Origin of the sequence: Streptococcus sp. M143, from assembly GCF_000162495.1 — a bacterium.
GTDB classification, from domain to species: domain Bacteria; phylum Bacillota; class Bacilli; order Lactobacillales; family Streptococcaceae; genus Streptococcus; species Streptococcus dentisani.
This window is the reverse complement of sequence record NZ_GG730093.1, coordinates 135,483-154,784: the sequence shown is the minus strand read 5'-3', so window position 1 is coordinate 154,784 and position 19,302 is coordinate 135,483. Positions and strand designations below refer to the sequence as shown.

The window sequence follows — 19,302 nt, the reverse complement described above, 5'->3', positions numbered from 1 at the left end:
ATTCTCTTGCATTTTTCATAAGTTTCTTGTAGAATAGTAGCTATCTATTCAGATTATTCTGAAAATTCAAAAATAGGAGTGTTTATTATGTCACAAGTTACTTCATCACACCAGTCTACCTGGGCAAGCAAACTAAAGGCAATGGGGCCAGGAATCCTAATGGCTTCTGCTGCCGTTGGAGGTTCTCACATTGTATCCTCTACTCAAGCTGGTGGTTCTTATGGTTGGTCACTACTCCTCTTGGTTATCTTGGCCAATGTTTTTAAATATCCATTTTTCCGTTTTGGTGCCGAATATACTGCCGACACTGGCAAAACCTTGGTGGAAGGCTATGCTGAAAAAGGAAAACTCTATCTCTGGATTTTCTTTATCCTCAATGTCTTTTCAGCTATGGTCAACACAGCTGGTGTTGCCATTCTGTGCTCAGCTATCATCGCCAGTGCCTTCCCAATGATCGGTCTTAGCATCACTCAATGGTCCCTCATCCTTGTTGCGGTCATTTGGGCTATGTTACTCTTTGGTGGCTACAAACTATTGGACGGTATGGCAAAATGGATCATGTCTGCCTTGACTATTGCAACTGTTCTTGCCGTCATCATTGCTGCCGTTAAGCACCCAGAATACAGCTCTGATTTTATCGAGAAAACACCTTGGCAAATGGCAGCCCTACCCTTTATCGTTTCCCTTCTAGGTTGGATGCCTGCCCCTATTGAAATCTCAGCTATCAACTCACTCTGGTCTGCTGAAAAGAAAAAGACCGTCAACTTTAATACAGAGGATGCTCTTTTCGACTTTAACGTTGGTTACATTGGAACTGCTATCCTAGCTGTATTCTTTGTGGCACTAGGAGCACTTATTCAATATCCTACAGGGCAAGCGGTTGAAGCTGCTTCTGCCAAATACATCTCGCAATTTGTGGGCATGTACGCCTCTGTCCTTGGTGAATGGTCTCGTTATTTGATTACCTTCATCGCTTTCCTCTGTATCTTTGGGACAGTCATTACTGTCATCGATGGATATTCACGTGTCAATCAGGCCTCCCTTCAACTCTTGGCAAATCAAAAAGAGGATAATCGTAAATCTTTGAACATCTGGATGACCATCACAGCTATCATTGGTATCGTCATCATCAAGTTCTTTGCCGGTCAAGTTTCAACCATGCTCCGCTTTGCCATGATTGGATCTTTTCTTACAACACCATTCTTTGCCCTTTTGAACTATGTGTTGGTCACAGGTGAAAATAAAAATCTTCCTTCTTGGTTGAAACTCCTCGCCATTGCAGGATTGATTTTCCTCTTTGGCTTTGCTATTTTCTTTATCTATGCACTTGCCATCGGAAAAGCAGGTTAATTCCAAAGCAGCACCCTCGTCTGGGTGCCTTTTTCTGCATTCAAAAGGCAGTTGAGAAAATCCAACTGCCTACTTGAACGATTCTAACTTTCTGAACCCAATCCATATAAGTCCGCGATAATCGCTGCGACCTTTTTAATATCTCCCAGCATTCCACGCATTTCAAAGTCTGCTAGGACCGGGAAGCCAAAGCGCTGGCTATACTGCTTGGCTGTCAGGCAGTATTGATTGTTAAAATTGCGATTACCAGATCCCACTACCCCAAAACACTTACTAGCATTGTCTCCATAGGCGATAAAGTCGCCCACTGGAGTCGTAAGAATCTCAACATCGCCGTTATCGACACCATTTCCACCTTCCAGATAGGTCGGCAAGAAAGCGACATAGGGATGCTCCATTTCAAAGAATTCTTGGCCTTCCTTGACCAAATCCTTGATATGAATCTTTTGGACCTCAATCCCTTCGTACTGGGACAAGAGATAGTCCTTAAGTCGAGTTACAAAACTCTCTGTATTCCCGCTCAAACTGATATAAACTAAGGATATTTTTTTCATGCTGACCTCTATCTTTTATGTTTACGATATAAAAAGAACTAACAAGATTGTAACTTGATAGTTCCCTTTTGTCAATACTTAGGCAGCCTCTTCTGTTTCGACTTCCTCAGACAAATCTTTTTGTTGACGCCACATCTTGTAAAAGACAATGGCAAGGAAGAGGACATTGATAACAACAAATAAAATCGTTGTTCCCTTTCCAAGGACTTCTGTCCCTAGTCGCAAAGTTTCATCACGGATAGCTTGTACAGCATCTTGCATACCCATATAAGTATAAATCGAACCAACAATGGCAAGCAAAACATAAGCAATGTAAGCATAATTTGCATATTGCAAATGATTACGAACCAAGAGCACAATACCTGCGACTACTAAAATCGCAGATAAAATAATCAAAACGATGTTAACAGTCGAATGCGATAATTCAGCTGTCTTATGTAGATAATTAATCGTATCCTCTAGTTGCTGGGCGCTAGCACCTTGAACTTGAGCTTGACTGGCACCTAGTGTTTCTTTACTAGGAACTGGACTTAGTATTCCAAACAAAGACATAGCTGAAATCAATGCTGATAGAACTAATAAAACCCAAAGATAAATTGGTTTCTTTTTCATAATTTTTCCTCCTTAAGGTATTTTGAACATTATAGCATTTTTTGTATGTAAATACAAGTTTTACAGGGAACTTTCGACTTGTTTGCGATAAGCTTTTGGTGATTTTCCGCACAATTTACGGAAGACCTTGTAGAAATATCCAACATTGCTGTAACCAACAGCATAGCAAACATCTTCAATACTATCATTAGTTGAAAGCAAAAGCTGTTGCGCTGCCTTAATCCGCTGTTTGTTGAGCAATTCTGCGAAGGTTGAGTTGGTTTCTCGCTTGATTAACTGACCGAGGTAGACAGGATTGATAAAGAGATCCTTGCTGATATCCTTAAGCGAGAGCTCTTTCTGATAATCACGCCCAATCACCTCCAGAACACTCACCACATTTTCATTCATGCGGTACTGGCCAAAGAACTTGGTCAAGGTTTCTTTGATATAGGCAACCAATTCTTCAAAGGTGTTAATGGCATGGATAGCTTTGACAATCTCGGTCATATCATCTGCTTTTAGGTGTTCAAACAAATGAAAGACATCCATGACAAACTGGGTGAAGAGCTGTTTGGTGATAGCCACGCGCGGTGTGTTCTCTAAGACAACCTTCTCCAGTAGGGTTAATTCTTCAATGATTTGATTGATATTTCCTTGGATAATCACGCGATAAATCGGTTCGTAATAAGCAAATAGACTCTCGGATTTTTCTAGATTGACAGAACCGTAAAAGAGGGCTTTTTCTGCGTTGATCTTCCATTTTTCAAAGGCTTGTTGGTAGGGCGCTACAAAAGGCGTTACTACAATTCCATCTAGTGGTTGATCAGAGATAAAAATCTGCCAGTCTTGACCTAAAACATAGTAAGGAATAGTGAAGGATCCTTGCTTTTCCTTGGAAAGGCCTATCCACCAGTTGTCTTTACTTGCTAAGGAGTTGACAAAGCCTTCCTCATCCAATTCTTGACTGAGGGTCTGACTTTGCTCCACCTTTTCCTGAAGCTGTCGCGCAATTTTTTCTAATAGATGACTCAACTCCACCTTATCCACTGGCTTCACCAGATAATCCACGACACTAAGATTCATGGCTTTTTTGACGTACTCAAACTCCTGATAACCTGACAGCAAGATATAATAGGTATCTGGAAGCAGCTCCTTCATTTCCTTAATCATCTCCAGCCCTGTCTTATCTGGCATATTGACATCGGAAATGATCACATCTACTGGATTTTCCTTGACATAATCTAAAGCATCATCAGCATGATTGGCTGTTGCGACGACTTGCATATCCCATTTTTCAAAGGGGATTAATCGCTTGAGCCCCTCTGTCACCATATACTCGTCGTCTACTAATAAAACTTTATACATTTCCCTTCCTTTCTATTCATTTTGAATAGTAATACGGTAACGAACACCTTCTTGCTCAGCTGACTCTACACTGATTTGGTAGCGATCCCCAAAATAGAGGACAAAGCGTTCGTGTACATTGACTATTCCAATTGATTGTCGCTCTCCGCTATAGCTTGCCTCGTGCTCAAAACTTCTCTGAGTTAGTTTTTCTTGCAAGCTAGCTAGTTTCTCAGCAGTCATCCCGCGACCATTGTCTACCACTAGGATTTCAACAAAACCTTGGCCCTTCAAAACCTTGATACTGATCACATTGTCTGTTCGGCGATGGTCAATACCGTGGGCAAAGTAGTTTTCTACCAATGGTTGGAGTGTAAACTTGGGAATCTTCATATTTTCTAATTCTGGCGCGATCTTAAAGCCATAGGCAACTGACTTTGGATAACGCACCATACAGAGATAGCTGTATTTGCGACAAAATTCTAATTCTTGTTTCAGCGTCGTTTCCCGCTCGTTGGAGATATTATTGCGTAGTAAACTGCTAAATTCATAGATAATATCCGCCAGTTCATCTTGGCTTTCCATGACGGCATACATGCGCAGAAACTCTAAGGTATTGTACATAAAGTGAGGATTGATTTGAGCTTGCAGGGCTCGCATATTGGCATCTTTTTGACTGAGCTCTAGCTGGTAAATATCGTGGATATTTTTTTCCAGGCGATCCAACATATCATTGGTGGTTTCTGCGATGAGGAGCAATTCCTGATCTTTTTCAGAAGTATCGATGCGAAGTCCCTCTTCTCCTTGAGCAATCACCTCGATAGAATCTACTAAATCTACGACCTGCCTTTGGTAATTGGAGAAGGTCTGCCTCAAGGTCACATATAAAATAATAATAAAGAGAACACTCAAACCAACAATGACAGCAGAACTGGTCAAAGTGCCCTTAAGAACAAAATCCTTAGGAACTGCTGATTGGACTTGATAGCCATGTGATGTCAAACCAACAATCCAATTTTCCCGTTCAGCTACTACATTTTCCCCTATATGAAACAATTCAGTATCAAAAGGGGAGGTGATCGTCACGGCCACAGGAATCAGACCGCGAGTATTATCAATTGCTTGGTAAAGTACATCTTGCGATAAAGAAATGTAAATAACACCTAGAGACTGATCGGAGTTAGGATCGAGTACTGGTATGGCAAAACTATTGGCTGCTGGTTTGAAATCCTCAGCAAGAATTTTCTCCCCGCTACGTTTCTCTCTAGTAGAAACGTAGACTTCCTTGTAGTCTTGCAAAACAATTGCAACACCTGTCACAAAGTCATTTCTTACATACAAATCATCAATGTTTTCATACAAGGATACTGAGACATAGGGAGACGCTTTACGTTGCAACAGCCAGTAAAAATAATCCGATGTACTCAAACTAAAATACTTATAAATCCCTTCAATCCGTGCTCGATTTTCAACCAGTTCCTGCGCTAGCTGAGTCGACTCCCTGTGGTAATATTCAATCTCACTCACTGTTCGAGTCGTTACACGTTGAGCTACTCGCTGGGCTTCTTTTTCACGCGAATCCCAGTCAGCATAGGAGAGCATAACCGCAAAGCTTGCAATGATGACAATCATCACCAAGGTATAGATACGCAAGAGGGAGTGGAGCCAGAACGGCTTCATTTTATTTTGTCGCCAATTTTTCATGGATACTTTCATATACGGGTTCCAACATATCACTGATAAAGAAATGCCATACACCAATTCCTACGAAAAAGAGGAGGGCAGGCATATAGTAACCAATTCCTACAAGCATGACCGTACCAAATAAAATCTTGGCGATTGCCGGCAAATTCATAAAAATTCCGATAAGAGCGAGTTTTACAGTATTTCGATAAGAGAGCTCATAGTGAACTTGGAGTTTCAATGAAACGGTATAAGCCAAAAAAACAAAGGCAACAACAAGGATATTGAGAAAGGTTGCCAAGAGATGGAAGATAGTCTGATGAGGCAATTGAACCAAAAGGTACAAACCATAGACTAAGACTAGATCTACAAGTACAAAACTATAGAAAGCTAGGTTGCTCTTGACAAAGTTACTCTTATACAATTCCCAAGCTTCTTTCAAACTATAAGCTCGATAAATATAACCGTGCTCCGCATATAAACTCATAAGAGTTGCACTAGCTGGTGCCAAACCAAAGACCACACCTCCTGCTAGTGTCAATAACCAGAAAAAAGCCGTCGCAATCATTCCTAAAAAGAAACGATTAAAGACGAATTCTAGAAACTTTCCCATGATATCCTCCTTAAAACAACTATGTAACTATTATATCATATTTCAAACGTTTTCAAAAACATAGAGCACCCATTTACAATCCTCTAAAAGCGTGATACAATTGATTTTGACAGTTTTATATAAGGAGATTCTCATGAAGAAAAATATCTTAACTACCCTCTTAGCCGTCGTCCTCTACTTCCTCTGTCTAGGGATTGGAGTAGTACTTGGACACTTGGTGGATTCAACGGGCAATATGTTCTATGCGCCTGCCTTTTCTGCCCTTGTCGGGGGTAGCGTCTACATGTTTCTTTTGGCAAAGGTTCCTCGTTTTGGAGCGATTACCACTCTCGGACTCTTTATGGCTCTCTTTTTTCTAGCTAGTAAACACGGCGCTGGCGCTTTTCTACCAGCTATCGCCTGTGGTCTTGCAGCAGATGCCATCGCTCATCTCGGCAATTACAAAGATCGAATCAAAAACACCCTCTCCTTCCTCGTCTTTGCTTTTAGTACAAGTGGCCCTATCTTCCTCATGTGGATCCGTCCCAAAGCTTACGTGGCTACCTTACTCGCTCGTGGAAAGTCCCAGGAATACATTGACCGTATCATGGTCGCTCCAGAGTTAGACAAAATCCTTCTCTTTGTCGCAAGTATTCTCCTTGGTGCCTTGATTGGTGCTATGATTGGGCAGTTTCTAAGTCAAAAAATAGCCGATAAACTATAAGGTAAAAGCCCTGAAGACTAGTAACACCTAGCTCCAGGGCCTTTTTGTATACAATCTTAAAATTCACTATAGATAAATTCTTGGATGTTCGAAAAATCTGTCACAAAACAATAAATCACGATACTTAAGATAACTGTATAGAAAAATAGTGTCCACAAGATTAAACGATGTGTGTTAGTCAGCTTGGTTTGCAAATTTGTAAAGTTCTTTTTCAACTTCCATCCATCCTTTCACTCCAACGTGCATCACGTCAAATAAAAAGTAATCATCATACTCTCTGTTTCCATAGTTTAATACGGTTGCACCATGGCTTTTTGCGACATTTTCTATTTTTTTATAAGTTTTTTCCCGCATCTCTCTTGAGACACCAGTGTAGTCATTCCATTTCCCGTTTACTGGGAAAATAATAACCTCAACTTCAATGCCCAATTCCTTAGCAACTGTCAAGAAGAGTTCCATATCTGAATACTCTGGTGACTCCAGGTAGCTCAAATCTTTATTGGAATCTTTCAACGATGCATAGCGATCTTTTAAGTAAGTATTGTAGTAGTTATTATCAACAGCATAGTCATTGTTGTCTGTTTTCTTTTTGACCTCTTCCACAAACTGATCCGTCAACTTCTGCCAATCATAGTCTGGGGTTTTATCTCCTAGTGAAGGATAATCTGATTTGGCATGTTTTTGATAAAAAGTCTGTTTGAGCTTAAAGGAATACATCGCGTTCTCGAACTCTAATAGTTTTTTATCAACAATGGTTCCTTTTCCATCTATGAAATAACTTTTATATTTTTTGTAGATGTCATTTTGTTGCTTGTTCCCTTTGGTAATCTCGATAATGCGATTGATTATTTTTTCTTTCGTTTCTTTGCTAATCTTGTCATTATCTAGCATGTGGAAAATATGTTCCTGAGAAGCCTTGTTCAAAAAGGCATCTTGATGAGTCCCATCTTTTTCAAACCACTGAACAGACTCTACTATAGCTACTTTTCGCTTAGTCATAGATCCTTCAATAGAACCCAAGGTCGTAGCCTGAATGATGTTTTGAGAATAACTGGTCCCAATCTGCATGATATTAAAATCGTTGTAGTTAAAAATTTTATTGGGATGATAGTCTTCATTTATCGTCGCAACCAACTCAGATGACCCCAATAAAACCAGTGTATTGGGAGTGATATTGCTTGTTAAAATATCTCTACTTTTATACTTTTCATACGAAGTGCTATAACGAATACTGTTATCCTTGACTTTATAATAATCATCAATCTTCTTGACATACGTCACATTTAAAAGGGCAAGCGTCGCAATTACGAGCACAAGCGATAGTAAAAATGCTTTTAATTTAATCATTTCGTTTTATCCTATCCCTTCGATCTGTCCGATCTCTTTTCAATCTCTTATCTCTTTAAAATCGTCAGTAAGATTTTATAGGGTTCACCTGAAAAGATAAAGAAACCAACCATAACCAGATTCATGGTCACAAACCAACTTAATAGCTTATACCATTTTTTGTTTTTATTTTTCTTATAAAAATTGCTTTTCTTTTGATACACTTCAAATCCAGCCATCAAGACGCCATGGTAAAAACCATAGACAATGTAGCTAACACTAAGACCATGCCAAAAACCCATGACCAACATATTGACCATATAGGCATAGGTTGCATTGTGTAGCCTATTTTTAAACCATTTTTTCCTGATAACCTGCATCAATACTCTTGAAAATACAAAATCTCTCAACCAGGTCGACAAGGTGATATGCCATCTGGTCCAGAAATCCTTGATATCGACACTCAAGAAAGGTTTGTTAAAGTTCATTGGTGTCTGAATACCTAGAATATTACTACTTCCAACGGCCATTAGACTATAGCCCGCAAAGTCGAAGAACAGATACAAGGTATAGAGGTACATATATTTAATTGAGTAAACGACTGTGCCAGTATTATTTAGAGTGAGTAATATCTGGTAAACATAGGTTGATAAAACAACCTTGTAAAGAAGGCCTAGAACGATACGATAAATACCGTCCCCAGCTAACTCTAGATACTCTTTCCGAGGCATGACCTCGTTTATCTCTTTTAAAAATCTCCTACTCCGATCAATCGGACCAGCACTAACTGTTGGGAAAAAGAGCAAAAACTGTAGATAATCTTTTACACTGATTTTTTCTTTGATCAAGCCATCCGATATTTCTAGCATGATCTGAATGGTCTTAAAGGACATGTAGGAAATTCCAATAAAGGCCAACAAATGTAGAGAAGTCAGGGCAAAGACTTTATTGATCACCAAAGGAAGAATGGAAAGGAAAACCAGTGGTTTCAGCCACCTTGCTTCTATCCTCTGTGCTAGAAAAACCAGAAAATATTGGTAAACGATAAAGGCGAGCAAATAGACTATCATCGCTCGACTCTTGCCATAAATAGCTCCTGCGAATAAGAGGGAGAGCGCCAAAATATAGTAGTCCTTACGTTTTTCAAAAAAGTTTACCACAAAACCAATCAGTAAAACTACAAACAAGAGAAGGAAAAACTCATTCCCCTCGAAATAATTCATATCAACCGAACTCCTTTTTCATTTTCTTATCTTGCTTCAGAACTTATCTTTCTAGTTTTTTCCTATCCTATCACTAGAGAGAATTAGCTTTATCTATTATACCATAATTTAAAAACTTTAAATGCCCCTGTTGGCAGCTACCTAGAACAAAAAAGAGCCCTTCGGCTCTTTTTATTTATGACTTAGTTTCTTGGTCAAGAAATCTCCCAAAAACTGGATCGTAAAGATAATCAAGATGATAATGATGGTTGCTAAAACTGTCACATCGTGATTGAAACGGTTAAATCCATAAGCGATGGCTACGTTACCGATACCACCAGCTCCGACCGCACCAGCCATGGCTGTTTCCCCAACAAGGGAAATCAAGGTCACAGTCGTCACACGAATCAAATCTGGAAGACCTTCCGATAGATAAACACCCACGATATCCCAGAAGGTCGCTCCACTAGCCTGCGCCGCTTCAATCACACCGCCATCCAGCTCAGCCAAGACAACCTGCACCTGACGTGCAAAGAAGGCAAATACCGCAAAAGAGAGTGGGACAAGGGCTGCATTTGGCCCGATACTAGTCTTAACAATCAAGTGAGAAAGTGGTGACAAGATGGCCAAAAGGATGATAAAGGGAACCGCACGGAAAATAGAGGTAATCTTGTCTAAAATCCAGAAAACGACCTTGTTCTCCAAGACACCACCTGGTGCTGTCAAGACAAGGAAAAGACCTGCCACCAGCCCCAAGAACCCTCCGATAATGAAGGAAAGAACTGTCATATAAAGAGTTAGGTAAATGGCTGTTCCCCAGCCTGCCTGACCAGACCAGCCCATTTTATAGACATTTGGTAAGTATGTTTGAATAAACTCTGTCATTTTACTGTCCTCCCTTCAATACTTTTAACTGCACACCAGCTTGACGGATAGCTTCTTGAGCACCTACTAGCGCTGCTTTTTCACCTGATAAGACCACCACTAATTCTCCAACAGGAATGCCATCGAGAATTTCTATATTCCCATAGAGGATATTAGCCGTTACTTGGTAATGTTTGTACAATTCATTCAAAAGTGGCTCGTCTGTCGAAGCCCCTGCATACTTGAGCTGCACTAAGATACTGTTCTCGGATAAATGCTCTACGATTTCTTGCTTCTCAATCTTAACCATGGCTTCATCAATACCTGTGGCTGTTGAGATAAAGTCTTGGGTCAAAGGTTGTTTAGGATCTGAGAAGATTTCAAGAACACTGCCCTCTTCAATCAAACGGCCATCCTGCATAACTGCCACACGGTTGGCAATGTCTTTGACAATCTGCATTTCATGTGTAATCAAAACAACCGTCAAACCTAATTTTTGGTTCAAATCTTGCAACAATGCCAGAATCTGCTTAGTTGTCTTAGGGTCAAGGGCAGACGTTGACTCATCTGAAATCAAGATTTTTGGATCATTGGCCAAGGCACGCGCGATAGCCACACGCTGTTTTTGTCCTCCAGAAAGTTGAGAAGGGTAGTTTTCAGCGCGATCTGCCAAACCAACCAAGTCTAACAACTTAGCTACCTTGGCTTTCTTTTCTTCCTTGCTGAGTCCAGAATGCTTAAGGGCAAAGGCTACATTCTCCTCTGCTGTCTTTTGGCTCATGAGGTTGAAATGCTGGAAAATCATCCCAATGTCTTGACGCTTACGACGTAACTGCTCTGCTGTCAAGGTCACCTTGTCGTCAAAAATGACGTCATCATCAATGGTAATTTTCCCTGCAGATGGCTTTTGCAAGAGATTAATCACCCGTACAAGAGTGGATTTCCCTGCTCCAGAATATCCAACGATACCGTAGATATCCCCTTCTTGGATGTGAATGGTCACATCCTTGACCGCTGTGATGGTTCTCTTCTTTTGGTGAAAGGTCACATCGATCTGATCTAACTTGATAATATCTCTACTCATAGCTTCTAATCAGCTCCTCTACTAATTCAATATGGGTGTAGTAATCGGCGATTCGCACATTTTCATCTCCACCGTGGTCTCGGCTATTGGCATTCCCTAGACCGAATGCCACCATGGATACTTCTAGGGCATCAAAGACCGTATGCATAGGTCCTGTCCCCGCTGTTGTTGGCAAGACTGAAACGCCCTGTGGATAGAATTTCTTGGCCAACTCGATTACATTGAGAATAGCTGGCGCACTCATATCGCTTCGATAGCTCATCTCTCCCAAGGTATAGTATAATTCTACCTTATCAAAGCCATTTTTGTCTAGCTGTTTCCGAATTTTTTCCAGAACATCATGCGGTTCTAAGCCAGGAACCAAACGAACCTCTAGCTTGGCACTAGCTTCTGCTGGCAAAATCGTTTTAACCCCTTGCCCCTGATACCCTGACTGAATCCCTTCGATATTGAGGGCTGGCTCGAAAAAGAACCGTTTTAGAAAGGCTGCACGATCCTCTTGTAAGAGAGGCAATTCCAAGCCATAAATGCGACTGATTTCCTCAGGATTACGTTGAGCGTAGGTATCTACCAAGGCTATCTCCCGTTCATTTGGCTCTTGAACATCCTCGTACAAGCCTTCTACCAAGATACGGCCATCTGCAGATCGCAGGCTACTTAAGGCCTGGATGAGATACCACGGTGCTGACTCCACGACACCACCATAACTCGAGTGGATATCCACATCAGCACTTTTCACATTAGCATCAAAGGTTACAATTCCCTTATTACCACCCGAAATTTCTAGCTGTTCCAAGGCGTTCTTGGTACCTTGTTCCCAGACTAGCAAGTCCGCCCCACGAAGTTTGTCTGCGTGTTTCTCTAAATACTTATCTAGATCCATGGAAGCAGACTCCTCCGCTCCCTCCATGATAAAACTGATATTGACAGGCAGGTCATCATGGTGTTGCATATACTTTCTCAGAGCACTCAACCGAGCTGTGATATGACCCTTGTCGTCGTCAACTCCACGCCCATACATGAAGCCATTTCGCACCGAAAGAGTAAAAGGATCCTCTGTCCACACCTGATCCCCATCCGCTGGCACAGTGTCATAGTGATTATAGAAGATCAAAGTCTTAGCATCTGGACGCGAACTCTTGAAATGCGCCATGACAAAAGGCGCCGTGTGGCTCTCATCAATCTCCACTTCAGCTCCTACACGCTTGAAAATCTCACCCAGATAGTTTGCGACTTCTTTGAGTCCAACCTGCTGGGCAAAGACTGATTTCTTGGAAATCAAGGTGCGCAAGACTTCAAAATAATGTTGGGCCACATGATCCTTCTCAAATTTTTCAATCTGTTCTTGTTCGCTAGGAAAAACCATTTTCTCTCTCTTTCTACTATGTACTTGTGTCCTTGGAACGACTGCAAGTGCTCCTTTAAATTCAACTCTCTATACAAAAGCAAGAGGTGGAAACTCTCTCCCACCTCCCTGTGTCTTATTACCAAACTGGTTGGTCCAAACCGTCTGATGTTTCTTCGATAACTTTTTTCACTTCATCAGTGTGGTAAGCTGCGATAATTTTCTTGATGGCATCAGCTTTAGGTGATGATTCCCAATCTTTTTTCGCAACGATGATGTTGTACCATTGTTTTGAGTTTTCATCAGCTTGTTCTTTGAAGAGTGCTTTCTTGTAGTCCAATTTTGCTTCTGTAACGAAGGTATTGTTTACAACGGCAGCATCAACTGATGACAATGAACGAGCTGTTTGGCTAGCGTCCAATTCAGTAATCTTCAAGTTCTTTGGATTTTCTTTGATGTTTGCGATAGTAGCAAGTTCAGTTCCTGAAACATCCAATTTGATCAAACCAGCTGATTGAAGCAAGTAAAGTGCGCGACTTTCGTTTGTTGCATCGTTTGGTACGGCGATTTCACCCTTATCTGGGATTTCTTCTACTTTAGTGTACTTGTTTTCTTCCCCATTTTTACCTGAGTAAAGGCGGATTGGTGAGATGTACGTATCTGCAATCGCTACAAGGTCTTTCCCATTTTCCTTGTTCCAGTTGTTCAAGAAGTTGTAATGTTGGAAGGCGTTCAAGTCTACTTCGCCATCAGCAGTTGCCTTGTTTGGTTGAGAGTAGTCAGTGAACTCTGTGAATGCCAATTTAATACCATCTTTTTTAACCAATTCTTGGATTTTATCCCAACGTTTTTCTTCAGAACCACTGCGGTTAACTGTTGCAATTTTAACAACTGTTTCGTTATCTGCTTTCTTTTCTGAATTTCCGCAAGCTGCAAGAGCCAAACCTGCGACTGTAGCAAGAGCTGCTACACTGAGCCATTTTTTGATTTTCATGATTCTATCTCCTTTAAAAATAATACCGTAATAGTATCTCATACTTTATTTGATTTCGCAAATTGTTATTAGATAGGCAGACATATAGTTTAAAACTATATGTCTGAAAATTGAGAAATCATCCGCCTTTCTCAGACTGGATGATTTCATAAGACTATTTAATGTCAGCTTCTGCTGGAAGGTAAGTATCTCCGAAGAATTGTTTAGACAACTTTTCAAGAGTTCCGTCTTTATAGAGTTCTTGGATACGTTTGTCTACAAATGATTTCAACTCATCTTGACCTTTAGCAAGAAGTGGGTAAACATAAGGTTGTTGGTCGCTTGGAAGTTCAATCACTTTCAAGTTGTCCAAACCTTGGTTCTTGATAACTGTTTCAACACCGATTTTATCAAAAATCTTATAGTCAAACTGACCATCGCTCAAACGAGTCAGGATTTGTTGAAAGTCAGCTTTTGTATAGTTAAGAACAGTCGGGTTATCTGTGTGTTGTTTGTTGTATTCTTCCAACTGTTTAGCTGTTGTTGTTCCTTGCACGATTTCAGTAGATTTTCCACCGATATCATCAAGCGATTTGATGCTGTTGTCATCTTTCTTAACTACGAGAACGTTAGGATTTTGGGCAATTGGTGCTGCATAGAGGTATTTATCCGCACGTTCCTTAGTATAGCTAAGATTGTTAACAGCCATATTGTAGCGTTCAGCATCAAGTCCCGCAAAAACACCTGACCACTCTGTCTTTTCAAACTTGACATCGTATTTGTCAGAGTCTTTAAAGATAGCACGGACTACTTCAATCTCGTAACCAGTCAATTCACCATTTTCTTCATAGATAAATGGTTTTGGTGATCCGTTAGTTGCAACGATAATTTCTTTTTTACCAGATGTTGCTTCACCAGATGCAGCATCTTTCTTCTCACCACCTGAGCAAGCTGCTAGTACACCTGCGGCAACAAGTCCTAGAGCAGCAAGAGATGAATATTTGACGATTTTTTTCATGTCATTTCCTCCAAAATAGAATACTGTACTATCTTAACAGAAAATATTTTTTTTCGCCATTATATGATATCTATCTCGGTGATAGGTTTTTTTTATGGCTGACTAAAAGACTAGACGCAAGACTGCAATCAAGACCACTCCAAAAAGAACCGTACCCACTAGATTGCGGTAGCGAAAGGCTATCCAAGCCGTTGGAAAGACTGCTAAAAAGTCCAGCCATTTGATCTGGGGAAGGCTGCCAACCTTTCCAGTCACTACGCTTGAAAGGATCAAGGCAAAGATAATGGAAACAGGTAAGAACTTCAAAAAACGCTCGACGATAGCTGGCAACCCCTTGTACTTAACCAAGATGAAAGGAATCATACGAGGAATCCAAGTTACCAATCCAGAAAAGACGATTGCCATTAAAATATACTTACTGACCATCTAAGACCACCCCCATGGTACAACCTAGCAAGGTCGCAAACAAAACAGCTAGCGACTGAGACACTACTATCAAGAGCAAAAAGAAAGACACCGCAACAACGGCTAGGATTAGCAGCAGATTGCGGACAGGAACCCGTCTTTGCATAATCTGAAATTGCGAAGTAAAAATCCCGATAAACATCCCAACAAGGGCAAAGTCCAAGCCAAAGACCTCAGGATTTGGAAGAAGCCCACCTAAAGCTGTCCCCGCAACTGTCCCAATAAACCAGGCTACATAACTATTGAGATTATTCCCGTGCATCCACATGGGATGGACCTTGTCTGTATGGGCTAATTCTCCCATCAAAACCCCATAGGTTTCATCTGTCAGGAGACTGGACATGCCGATATTTTGCCAGAGACTAGTATGACGAAAATAGGTCGATGCATGCAAGCTCAGCAAAAAGAGTCGCAAGTTGATCAAGAAGACCGTCATAGCAATAGCTGCCACAGGCGCTTGTACTGCAATCAATGCCAACATGGCAAACTGGGCGCTCCCAGCATAAACAAAGAGGCTCATCAAACCCATCTCAACAGGTGTCACATAGGGCGCGCCGATAATTCCACAAGCCAGACCAATGCTGACATAGCCAAGGGCAGTCGGCATGGCCGCCTGAACACCTTCCCAAAATCCTTTTTCTTTCATCTCTCTCCTCTTATTCTCTTCGTTTGAGGCTGTTCAAGGTCACAGCCACAGCAAGGAATATTATAACACATTCAAAGAAGAGAAAAAAGTTTAGAGTTTGAAACTAGTAGCTAGCAAAAAATGCTGAAATCCCATGAGTGTTATTAATGCATCCTAAACTGATCCACCCGAATAGTATACTTTTTATCTTCAATTTCTTTAGCATCTTCGTCTTCTGTCGGATAAACATCGATCCAAAATTCTCTCCTTTGTCCTTTCAACTTGACTTTATAGCGATAGCCGTCATCATAAAGTCCTACCATATCGGTTGTCATGGACTGGTAATCTGGAAGAGCTTCAATTTCTTTTTTTATAGTCTGGGATAGATTGTTGAGCACTACTTGTTGTTCCACCTTTGAAGTTACAGGAATATGAACTGTCGCTTTTTCCAAGCGATGTGATTTTGAAAATGTGAATCTTGCTCGACCTGTATAACCATTCAAAGCAATATTTTCGTAATCATAGAAAAGGCGGCCTGTTTTATAGAAGTAGGGGTCTTCTGCACGCCAAGTGTCCCGATAGGCCATCTCTGTTTCCTCCTCCACTTCGCTAGCCTCACCAAATACTTCTTCAAAAGATTTAGGAGACATGCCGAACGAAAGGGAATCAAACAAGACCAGTTGTGTCTGTTTAACATTCTGGCAAGCTGATAAAAGCATGAGGAAAGCTCCAAGAGCAAGCAAACTACTGATTATTTTTGTAAATTTCATATTTCTACTATACAAAAAAACTCTAGAATTGACAAACTTTGATAGAGTCGGATTCCGTGATTAGATTTTAAAATTACTTTTTCATTTAAGGTAACAAAGAATTGAGCAAGGACTATTATTAGATATTTTAGATAAAGAAAAAGACTGGGAAGCCAGCCTTATCTATGTGATGTAAAAATTTCTGCCAAGCCTAACACCCAAACACCAATAAGCTGACGATGATTAAAAAGCTATTCCACAAGATGTGGAGTGCCATTGACCAATAAATTGAACGTGTATAGCGAAAGAGCATACAGAGTAGCAGACCTGCTCCTGCATAAATGATGAAGTCTGTTAACACCCATCCATACTGCAAAACATGGATAAGACTGAAGAAAGTTGAGGAAACAATTATATCAACATAGCGCTTTTTAAATTTAGATAGGGCTGTCATCAGAAGGCCACGGAAGACTAACTCCTCAGCTATCGGAGCAATAAGACTGCCATAGAGAAAACGCGTTATAAAGTAACTAATTCCTGTCAAATTAGCTGCTTCTTTCACTATTGCACTCCCATTTTGCGTGCTGGGAAAGATCCGAGTCGTTATATTTACCCACAAAAACATCAATATAAAGGAAAGAAAGAAGATACCCAGATAGGACCAACGAAACTGGAAGCGACCGTACTCTTTCCAACGTTGACTCTTGACAAGAACCACAGTAGCAGCAATTCCCTCAATTACTATCAATAAAATTTGAATCCCATAAAATCCAAAGTCGGATAACTGGTTCACTGAATCTAATTTTGCTACAAGATTAAAAATTGAGTAATAGGACACAAGCACCAAAATGGTCCCTAGATAAAATTTCGTTTCTTTCCCTTTCATAGTTGATCCTTTTAAGTTTTATTTACGTCGTCTTTCAGCCAAACCTACCCAGAGTCCTTTCATCCAATCAAAAGCTCCGTAAGGGCTTGGTCCAGCACTACAAACTGACTCTATTAGAACTTACTCATGAATTTTTTATGTTACAGCTAGTATTTTCTTTATCTAATTAGGATTCTTGAAAAATTCTAAAACAACAAGGGGAGAATTTGACCAATGCCATTGTAGACTATATGCAGTCCAATAGGCCAATAAATAGACCTGGTTACTCTAAATAAGACTGCAAATATGAGACCACCACCCATATAGAAAAAAAAGTCTGTCAATACCCAACCGTGGTTACTAATATGCAAGATCCCGAATAAAGCAGCCGAACCAAGCACATCCAGTCCCCATTTCTTAACTTTTTCCAGAGCGGTCATCACCAATCCACGATAGATTATCTCTTCAAAAATGGGACCTGCAATTACAGGATAGAAAAAATACATCAAAAATGCCGTTGCTCCTGTAAAAGTCGGAATGGCGAGTTGATAAGAAATTTCATTTTTGGCAGGGGGGAAAATAAAAAATGTGACGAAATTCCAAATAACGAAAGCAAGAAGAGCTAAAAAGGAATAAAAAAGATAGGAACCCTTAAATTTTCTGCTGTTGATTTTCTGCCATTTCCCTGACCAAACCATAACAATAATAGCAAGCAGAACCACAAGAAAATTCAACATCATATCCGACAAATAATAGGCAAAGTCAGATAGACCAGCAGCAAGGTCGCTATGTAAAAGCAAACGAATGAAGAGCTGGTCAGCAATGACAAGCAGAATAGCTATAAAAAAGTAATAGCGTGAAATTATCTTTTTCATTCTATTTTCTCCTATACTATGAAATAAGGACAGTATAACACGGAAATTAGCTCATTTTAGAAAATCGCATATTTGATATTTTTTCTCATGGAAATTTCACATTCGCGATAGTAGATTAATCGATAAGTTCTTTATATTGCTGTAAGCGTAGTTCAAAAAGGGCTGTTAATTGTGGATTTTCTAATATTTGCAGAGATTGGATAAAGTGTTCAATCTCTTTTTGATTGCTTCCCTTGGTCTGAAGGAAAACACTCAATTTCTTTAAAAATTGCCACAATAATTTCTCAAAAAAATCATACGGACGAAGCATGCTCTCCAACTCAGACTCAAAGATTGGGATGTAAGAGAAAAGCTTACGCTCCATGAGCTCTAATACGATATTCAGATAGCCACTTTTCATATACAGTCTATTGTGTGCCAATTCTTTAAATTCCTTGGATTTTTCAAGTAAAGAGGTTGATAAAAAAATCAGATCTTGATTGCTCAAGAAGGGCATGGTGTTACAAAATATATAGAGTTCAAACCAGGTCCAAGACTCGATAGCATAAAGGTAGGTGGTCAAAAACTCACGATCCTCCTCTTCGAGCAGATAGCTTTTATCCAAGGAATGGATAGCATTTTTAATCACAATAGCGTTTAAACGACGATAGGTCTGTGCCATCTGTTCCTGCTCGACTTCCTCTAATAGTTTCTCTAAGCCAGCTATATCTTGATGGGCAAAACGATCTACAACCTTTCGTCCAAATCGCATATGTGGGATTCCTGATAATTATTAAGCTTGTGTCCAAACTCATCGAAGGTCACATTTATCCCTTGGATAGCTAGTATCAGTTTATCCGCAGACAGCATAGACTGCCCTAGTTCAAACTTGGATAGCTGGGATGCTGTTAGTCCATCACAAGCCACATCTGACTGCTTGAGTTTTCTCGCCATGCGCAGTTCCTTGTAAAATTCTCCCAATTCTTGTTTTTCAATCATGACCAAACTCCCCTTTAAAGATTCCCTTTACTATTCTATTCGTAAAAAATTTTACTTTTTTACATATTATAAAATATTTTAGCAAAAAAGCC

At 40.2% G+C, this 19,302-nt stretch carries 19 protein-coding genes and 1 pseudogene; 2 read left to right on the top strand and 18 right to left on the bottom strand.

What is annotated here, in order from left to right; all coding sequences use genetic code 11:
• Positions 1-87: 87 nt before the first annotated feature.
• Entirely contained in the window at positions 88-1,350 is a 1,263-nt protein-coding gene (locus HMPREF0850_RS04965) for an NRAMP family divalent metal transporter (protein ID WP_000084739.1), read from the top strand.
• An 83-nt stretch (positions 1,351-1,433) separates the two neighbouring features.
• Here HMPREF0850_RS04965 and nrdI read toward each other — a convergent pair whose 3' ends face one another.
• From nrdI to HMPREF0850_RS04940, 5 genes are all read right to left on the bottom strand, one after another.
• Positions 1,434-1,904, bottom strand: coding sequence for a class Ib ribonucleoside-diphosphate reductase assembly flavoprotein NrdI (gene nrdI / locus HMPREF0850_RS04960; protein WP_000724245.1), 471 nt, complete (start codon positions 1,902-1,904; stop codon positions 1,434-1,436).
• 78 nt (positions 1,905-1,982) lie between these two features.
• The gene (locus HMPREF0850_RS04955; protein ID WP_000729040.1) at positions 1,983-2,516 is read right to left on the bottom strand and encodes an ABC transporter permease; all 534 of its coding nucleotides are present in this window, start codon (positions 2,514-2,516) and stop codon (positions 1,983-1,985) included.
• Between the two features lie 60 nt (positions 2,517-2,576).
• The gene (locus tag HMPREF0850_RS04950; RefSeq protein ID WP_000278911.1) at positions 2,577-3,863 is read right to left on the bottom strand and encodes a response regulator transcription factor; all 1,287 of its coding nucleotides are present in this window, start codon (positions 3,861-3,863) and stop codon (positions 2,577-2,579) included.
• A gap of 12 nt (positions 3,864-3,875) precedes the next feature.
• Positions 3,876-5,546, bottom strand: a complete 1,671-nt coding sequence (locus HMPREF0850_RS04945) for a sensor histidine kinase (RefSeq protein ID WP_000800549.1) — start codon at positions 5,544-5,546, stop codon at positions 3,876-3,878.
• The gene (locus HMPREF0850_RS04940; protein WP_000514452.1) at positions 5,524-6,138 is read right to left on the bottom strand and encodes a YesL family protein; all 615 of its coding nucleotides are present in this window, start codon (positions 6,136-6,138) and stop codon (positions 5,524-5,526) included. Before HMPREF0850_RS04940 ends, HMPREF0850_RS04945 begins: the two co-directional genes overlap by 23 nt.
• 133 nt (positions 6,139-6,271) lie before the next feature.
• Between HMPREF0850_RS04940 and HMPREF0850_RS04935 the strand changes: the two genes are divergently transcribed.
• The gene (locus HMPREF0850_RS04935) at positions 6,272-6,841 is read left to right on the top strand and encodes an MptD family putative ECF transporter S component (RefSeq protein ID WP_000739517.1); all 570 of its coding nucleotides are present in this window, start codon (positions 6,272-6,274) and stop codon (positions 6,839-6,841) included.
• A gap of 174 nt (positions 6,842-7,015) precedes the next feature.
• Here the strand turns inward: HMPREF0850_RS04935 and dltD are convergent, their stop codons facing one another.
• The 13 genes and pseudogenes from dltD to HMPREF0850_RS04870 all read right to left on the bottom strand — a co-directional run bounded on the left by dltD (position 7,016) and on the right by HMPREF0850_RS04870 (position 19,210).
• A complete protein-coding gene (dltD, locus tag HMPREF0850_RS04930) occupies positions 7,016-8,188 on the bottom strand; it encodes a D-alanyl-lipoteichoic acid biosynthesis protein DltD (protein ID WP_000593507.1) in 1,173 nt (390 codons plus the stop codon).
• A gap of 47 nt (positions 8,189-8,235) precedes the next feature.
• Complete coding sequence (gene dltB, locus HMPREF0850_RS04925; RefSeq protein ID WP_001105740.1) at positions 8,236-9,390, bottom strand: D-alanyl-lipoteichoic acid biosynthesis protein DltB; 1,155 nt, start codon at positions 9,388-9,390, stop codon at positions 8,236-8,238.
• A gap of 171 nt (positions 9,391-9,561) precedes the next feature.
• Positions 9,562-10,254 carry a methionine ABC transporter permease gene (locus HMPREF0850_RS04920; protein WP_000134269.1) on the bottom strand — a complete coding sequence of 231 codons (693 nt, stop codon included), beginning with the start codon at positions 10,252-10,254 and terminating at the stop codon, positions 9,562-9,564.
• A 1-nt stretch (position 10,255) separates the two neighbouring features.
• Complete coding sequence (locus HMPREF0850_RS04915; RefSeq protein WP_000085650.1) at positions 10,256-11,317, bottom strand: methionine ABC transporter ATP-binding protein; 1,062 nt, start codon at positions 11,315-11,317, stop codon at positions 10,256-10,258.
• Positions 11,310-12,683 (bottom strand): M20 family metallopeptidase, encoded by a 1,374-nt coding sequence (locus tag HMPREF0850_RS04910; RefSeq protein WP_000231771.1) that lies wholly within the window; start codon positions 12,681-12,683, stop codon positions 11,310-11,312. Before HMPREF0850_RS04910 ends, HMPREF0850_RS04915 begins: the two co-directional genes overlap by 8 nt.
• 118 nt (positions 12,684-12,801) lie before the next feature.
• A complete protein-coding gene (locus tag HMPREF0850_RS04905) occupies positions 12,802-13,656 on the bottom strand; it encodes a MetQ/NlpA family ABC transporter substrate-binding protein (RefSeq protein ID WP_000694540.1) in 855 nt (284 codons plus the stop codon).
• Between the two features lie 154 nt (positions 13,657-13,810).
• The gene (locus HMPREF0850_RS04900) at positions 13,811-14,653 is read right to left on the bottom strand and encodes an amino acid ABC transporter substrate-binding protein (RefSeq protein WP_000724970.1); all 843 of its coding nucleotides are present in this window, start codon (positions 14,651-14,653) and stop codon (positions 13,811-13,813) included.
• A gap of 102 nt (positions 14,654-14,755) precedes the next feature.
• Positions 14,756-15,079 (bottom strand): AzlD domain-containing protein, encoded by a 324-nt coding sequence (locus HMPREF0850_RS04895; RefSeq protein ID WP_000253911.1) that lies wholly within the window; start codon positions 15,077-15,079, stop codon positions 14,756-14,758.
• A complete protein-coding gene (locus HMPREF0850_RS04890; protein ID WP_000659751.1) occupies positions 15,069-15,764 on the bottom strand; it encodes an AzlC family ABC transporter permease in 696 nt (231 codons plus the stop codon). The genes HMPREF0850_RS04895 and HMPREF0850_RS04890 overlap by 11 nt, the downstream gene beginning before the upstream one ends.
• A 143-nt stretch (positions 15,765-15,907) precedes the next feature.
• Positions 15,908-16,513, bottom strand: a complete 606-nt coding sequence (locus HMPREF0850_RS04885; protein WP_000673208.1) for a hypothetical protein — start codon at positions 16,511-16,513, stop codon at positions 15,908-15,910.
• A gap of 190 nt (positions 16,514-16,703) precedes the next feature.
• On the bottom strand, positions 16,704-17,378 hold the full coding sequence (locus HMPREF0850_RS04880) for a CPBP family intramembrane glutamic endopeptidase (protein ID WP_000676513.1): 675 nt from the start codon (positions 17,376-17,378) through the stop codon (positions 16,704-16,706).
• Between the two features lie 185 nt (positions 17,379-17,563).
• Entirely contained in the window at positions 17,564-18,232 is a 669-nt protein-coding gene (locus HMPREF0850_RS04875; RefSeq protein WP_000720890.1) for a CPBP family intramembrane glutamic endopeptidase, read from the bottom strand.
• A 115-nt stretch (positions 18,233-18,347) separates the two neighbouring features.
• Positions 18,348-19,210: pseudogene (locus tag HMPREF0850_RS04870) on the bottom strand (XRE/MutR family transcriptional regulator).
• Positions 19,211-19,302: the final 92 nt, after the last annotated feature.

Coding starts and splice junctions, on each gene's coding strand:
- HMPREF0850_RS04965 (WP_000084739.1), top strand. CDS start 88: ATGTCACAAGTTACTTCATCACACCAGTCTACCTGGGCAAGCAAACTA.
- nrdI (WP_000724245.1), bottom strand. CDS start 1,904: ATGAAAAAAATATCCTTAGTTTATATCAGTTTGAGCGGGAATACAGAG.
- HMPREF0850_RS04955 (WP_000729040.1), bottom strand. CDS start 2,516: ATGAAAAAGAAACCAATTTATCTTTGGGTTTTATTAGTTCTATCAGCA.
- HMPREF0850_RS04950 (WP_000278911.1), bottom strand. CDS start 3,863: ATGTATAAAGTTTTATTAGTAGACGACGAGTATATGGTGACAGAGGGG.
- HMPREF0850_RS04945 (WP_000800549.1), bottom strand. CDS start 5,546: ATGAAAAATTGGCGACAAAATAAAATGAAGCCGTTCTGGCTCCACTCC.
- HMPREF0850_RS04940 (WP_000514452.1), bottom strand. CDS start 6,138: ATGGGAAAGTTTCTAGAATTCGTCTTTAATCGTTTCTTTTTAGGAATG.
- HMPREF0850_RS04935 (WP_000739517.1), top strand. CDS start 6,272: ATGAAGAAAAATATCTTAACTACCCTCTTAGCCGTCGTCCTCTACTTC.
- dltD (WP_000593507.1), bottom strand. CDS start 8,188: ATGATTAAATTAAAAGCATTTTTACTATCGCTTGTGCTCGTAATTGCG.
- dltB (WP_001105740.1), bottom strand. CDS start 9,390: ATGAATTATTTCGAGGGGAATGAGTTTTTCCTTCTCTTGTTTGTAGTT.
- HMPREF0850_RS04920 (WP_000134269.1), bottom strand. CDS start 10,254: ATGACAGAGTTTATTCAAACATACTTACCAAATGTCTATAAAATGGGC.
- HMPREF0850_RS04915 (WP_000085650.1), bottom strand. CDS start 11,317: ATGAGTAGAGATATTATCAAGTTAGATCAGATCGATGTGACCTTTCAC.
- HMPREF0850_RS04910 (WP_000231771.1), bottom strand. CDS start 12,683: ATGGTTTTTCCTAGCGAACAAGAACAGATTGAAAAATTTGAGAAGGAT.
- HMPREF0850_RS04905 (WP_000694540.1), bottom strand. CDS start 13,656: ATGAAAATCAAAAAATGGCTCAGTGTAGCAGCTCTTGCTACAGTCGCA.
- HMPREF0850_RS04900 (WP_000724970.1), bottom strand. CDS start 14,653: ATGAAAAAAATCGTCAAATATTCATCTCTTGCTGCTCTAGGACTTGTT.
- HMPREF0850_RS04895 (WP_000253911.1), bottom strand. CDS start 15,079: ATGGTCAGTAAGTATATTTTAATGGCAATCGTCTTTTCTGGATTGGTA.
- HMPREF0850_RS04890 (WP_000659751.1), bottom strand. CDS start 15,764: ATGAAAGAAAAAGGATTTTGGGAAGGTGTTCAGGCGGCCATGCCGACT.
- HMPREF0850_RS04885 (WP_000673208.1), bottom strand. CDS start 16,513: ATGAAATTTACAAAAATAATCAGTAGTTTGCTTGCTCTTGGAGCTTTC.
- HMPREF0850_RS04880 (WP_000676513.1), bottom strand. CDS start 17,378: ATGAAAGGGAAAGAAACGAAATTTTATCTAGGGACCATTTTGGTGCTT.
- HMPREF0850_RS04875 (WP_000720890.1), bottom strand. CDS start 18,232: ATGAAAAAGATAATTTCACGCTATTACTTTTTTATAGCTATTCTGCTT.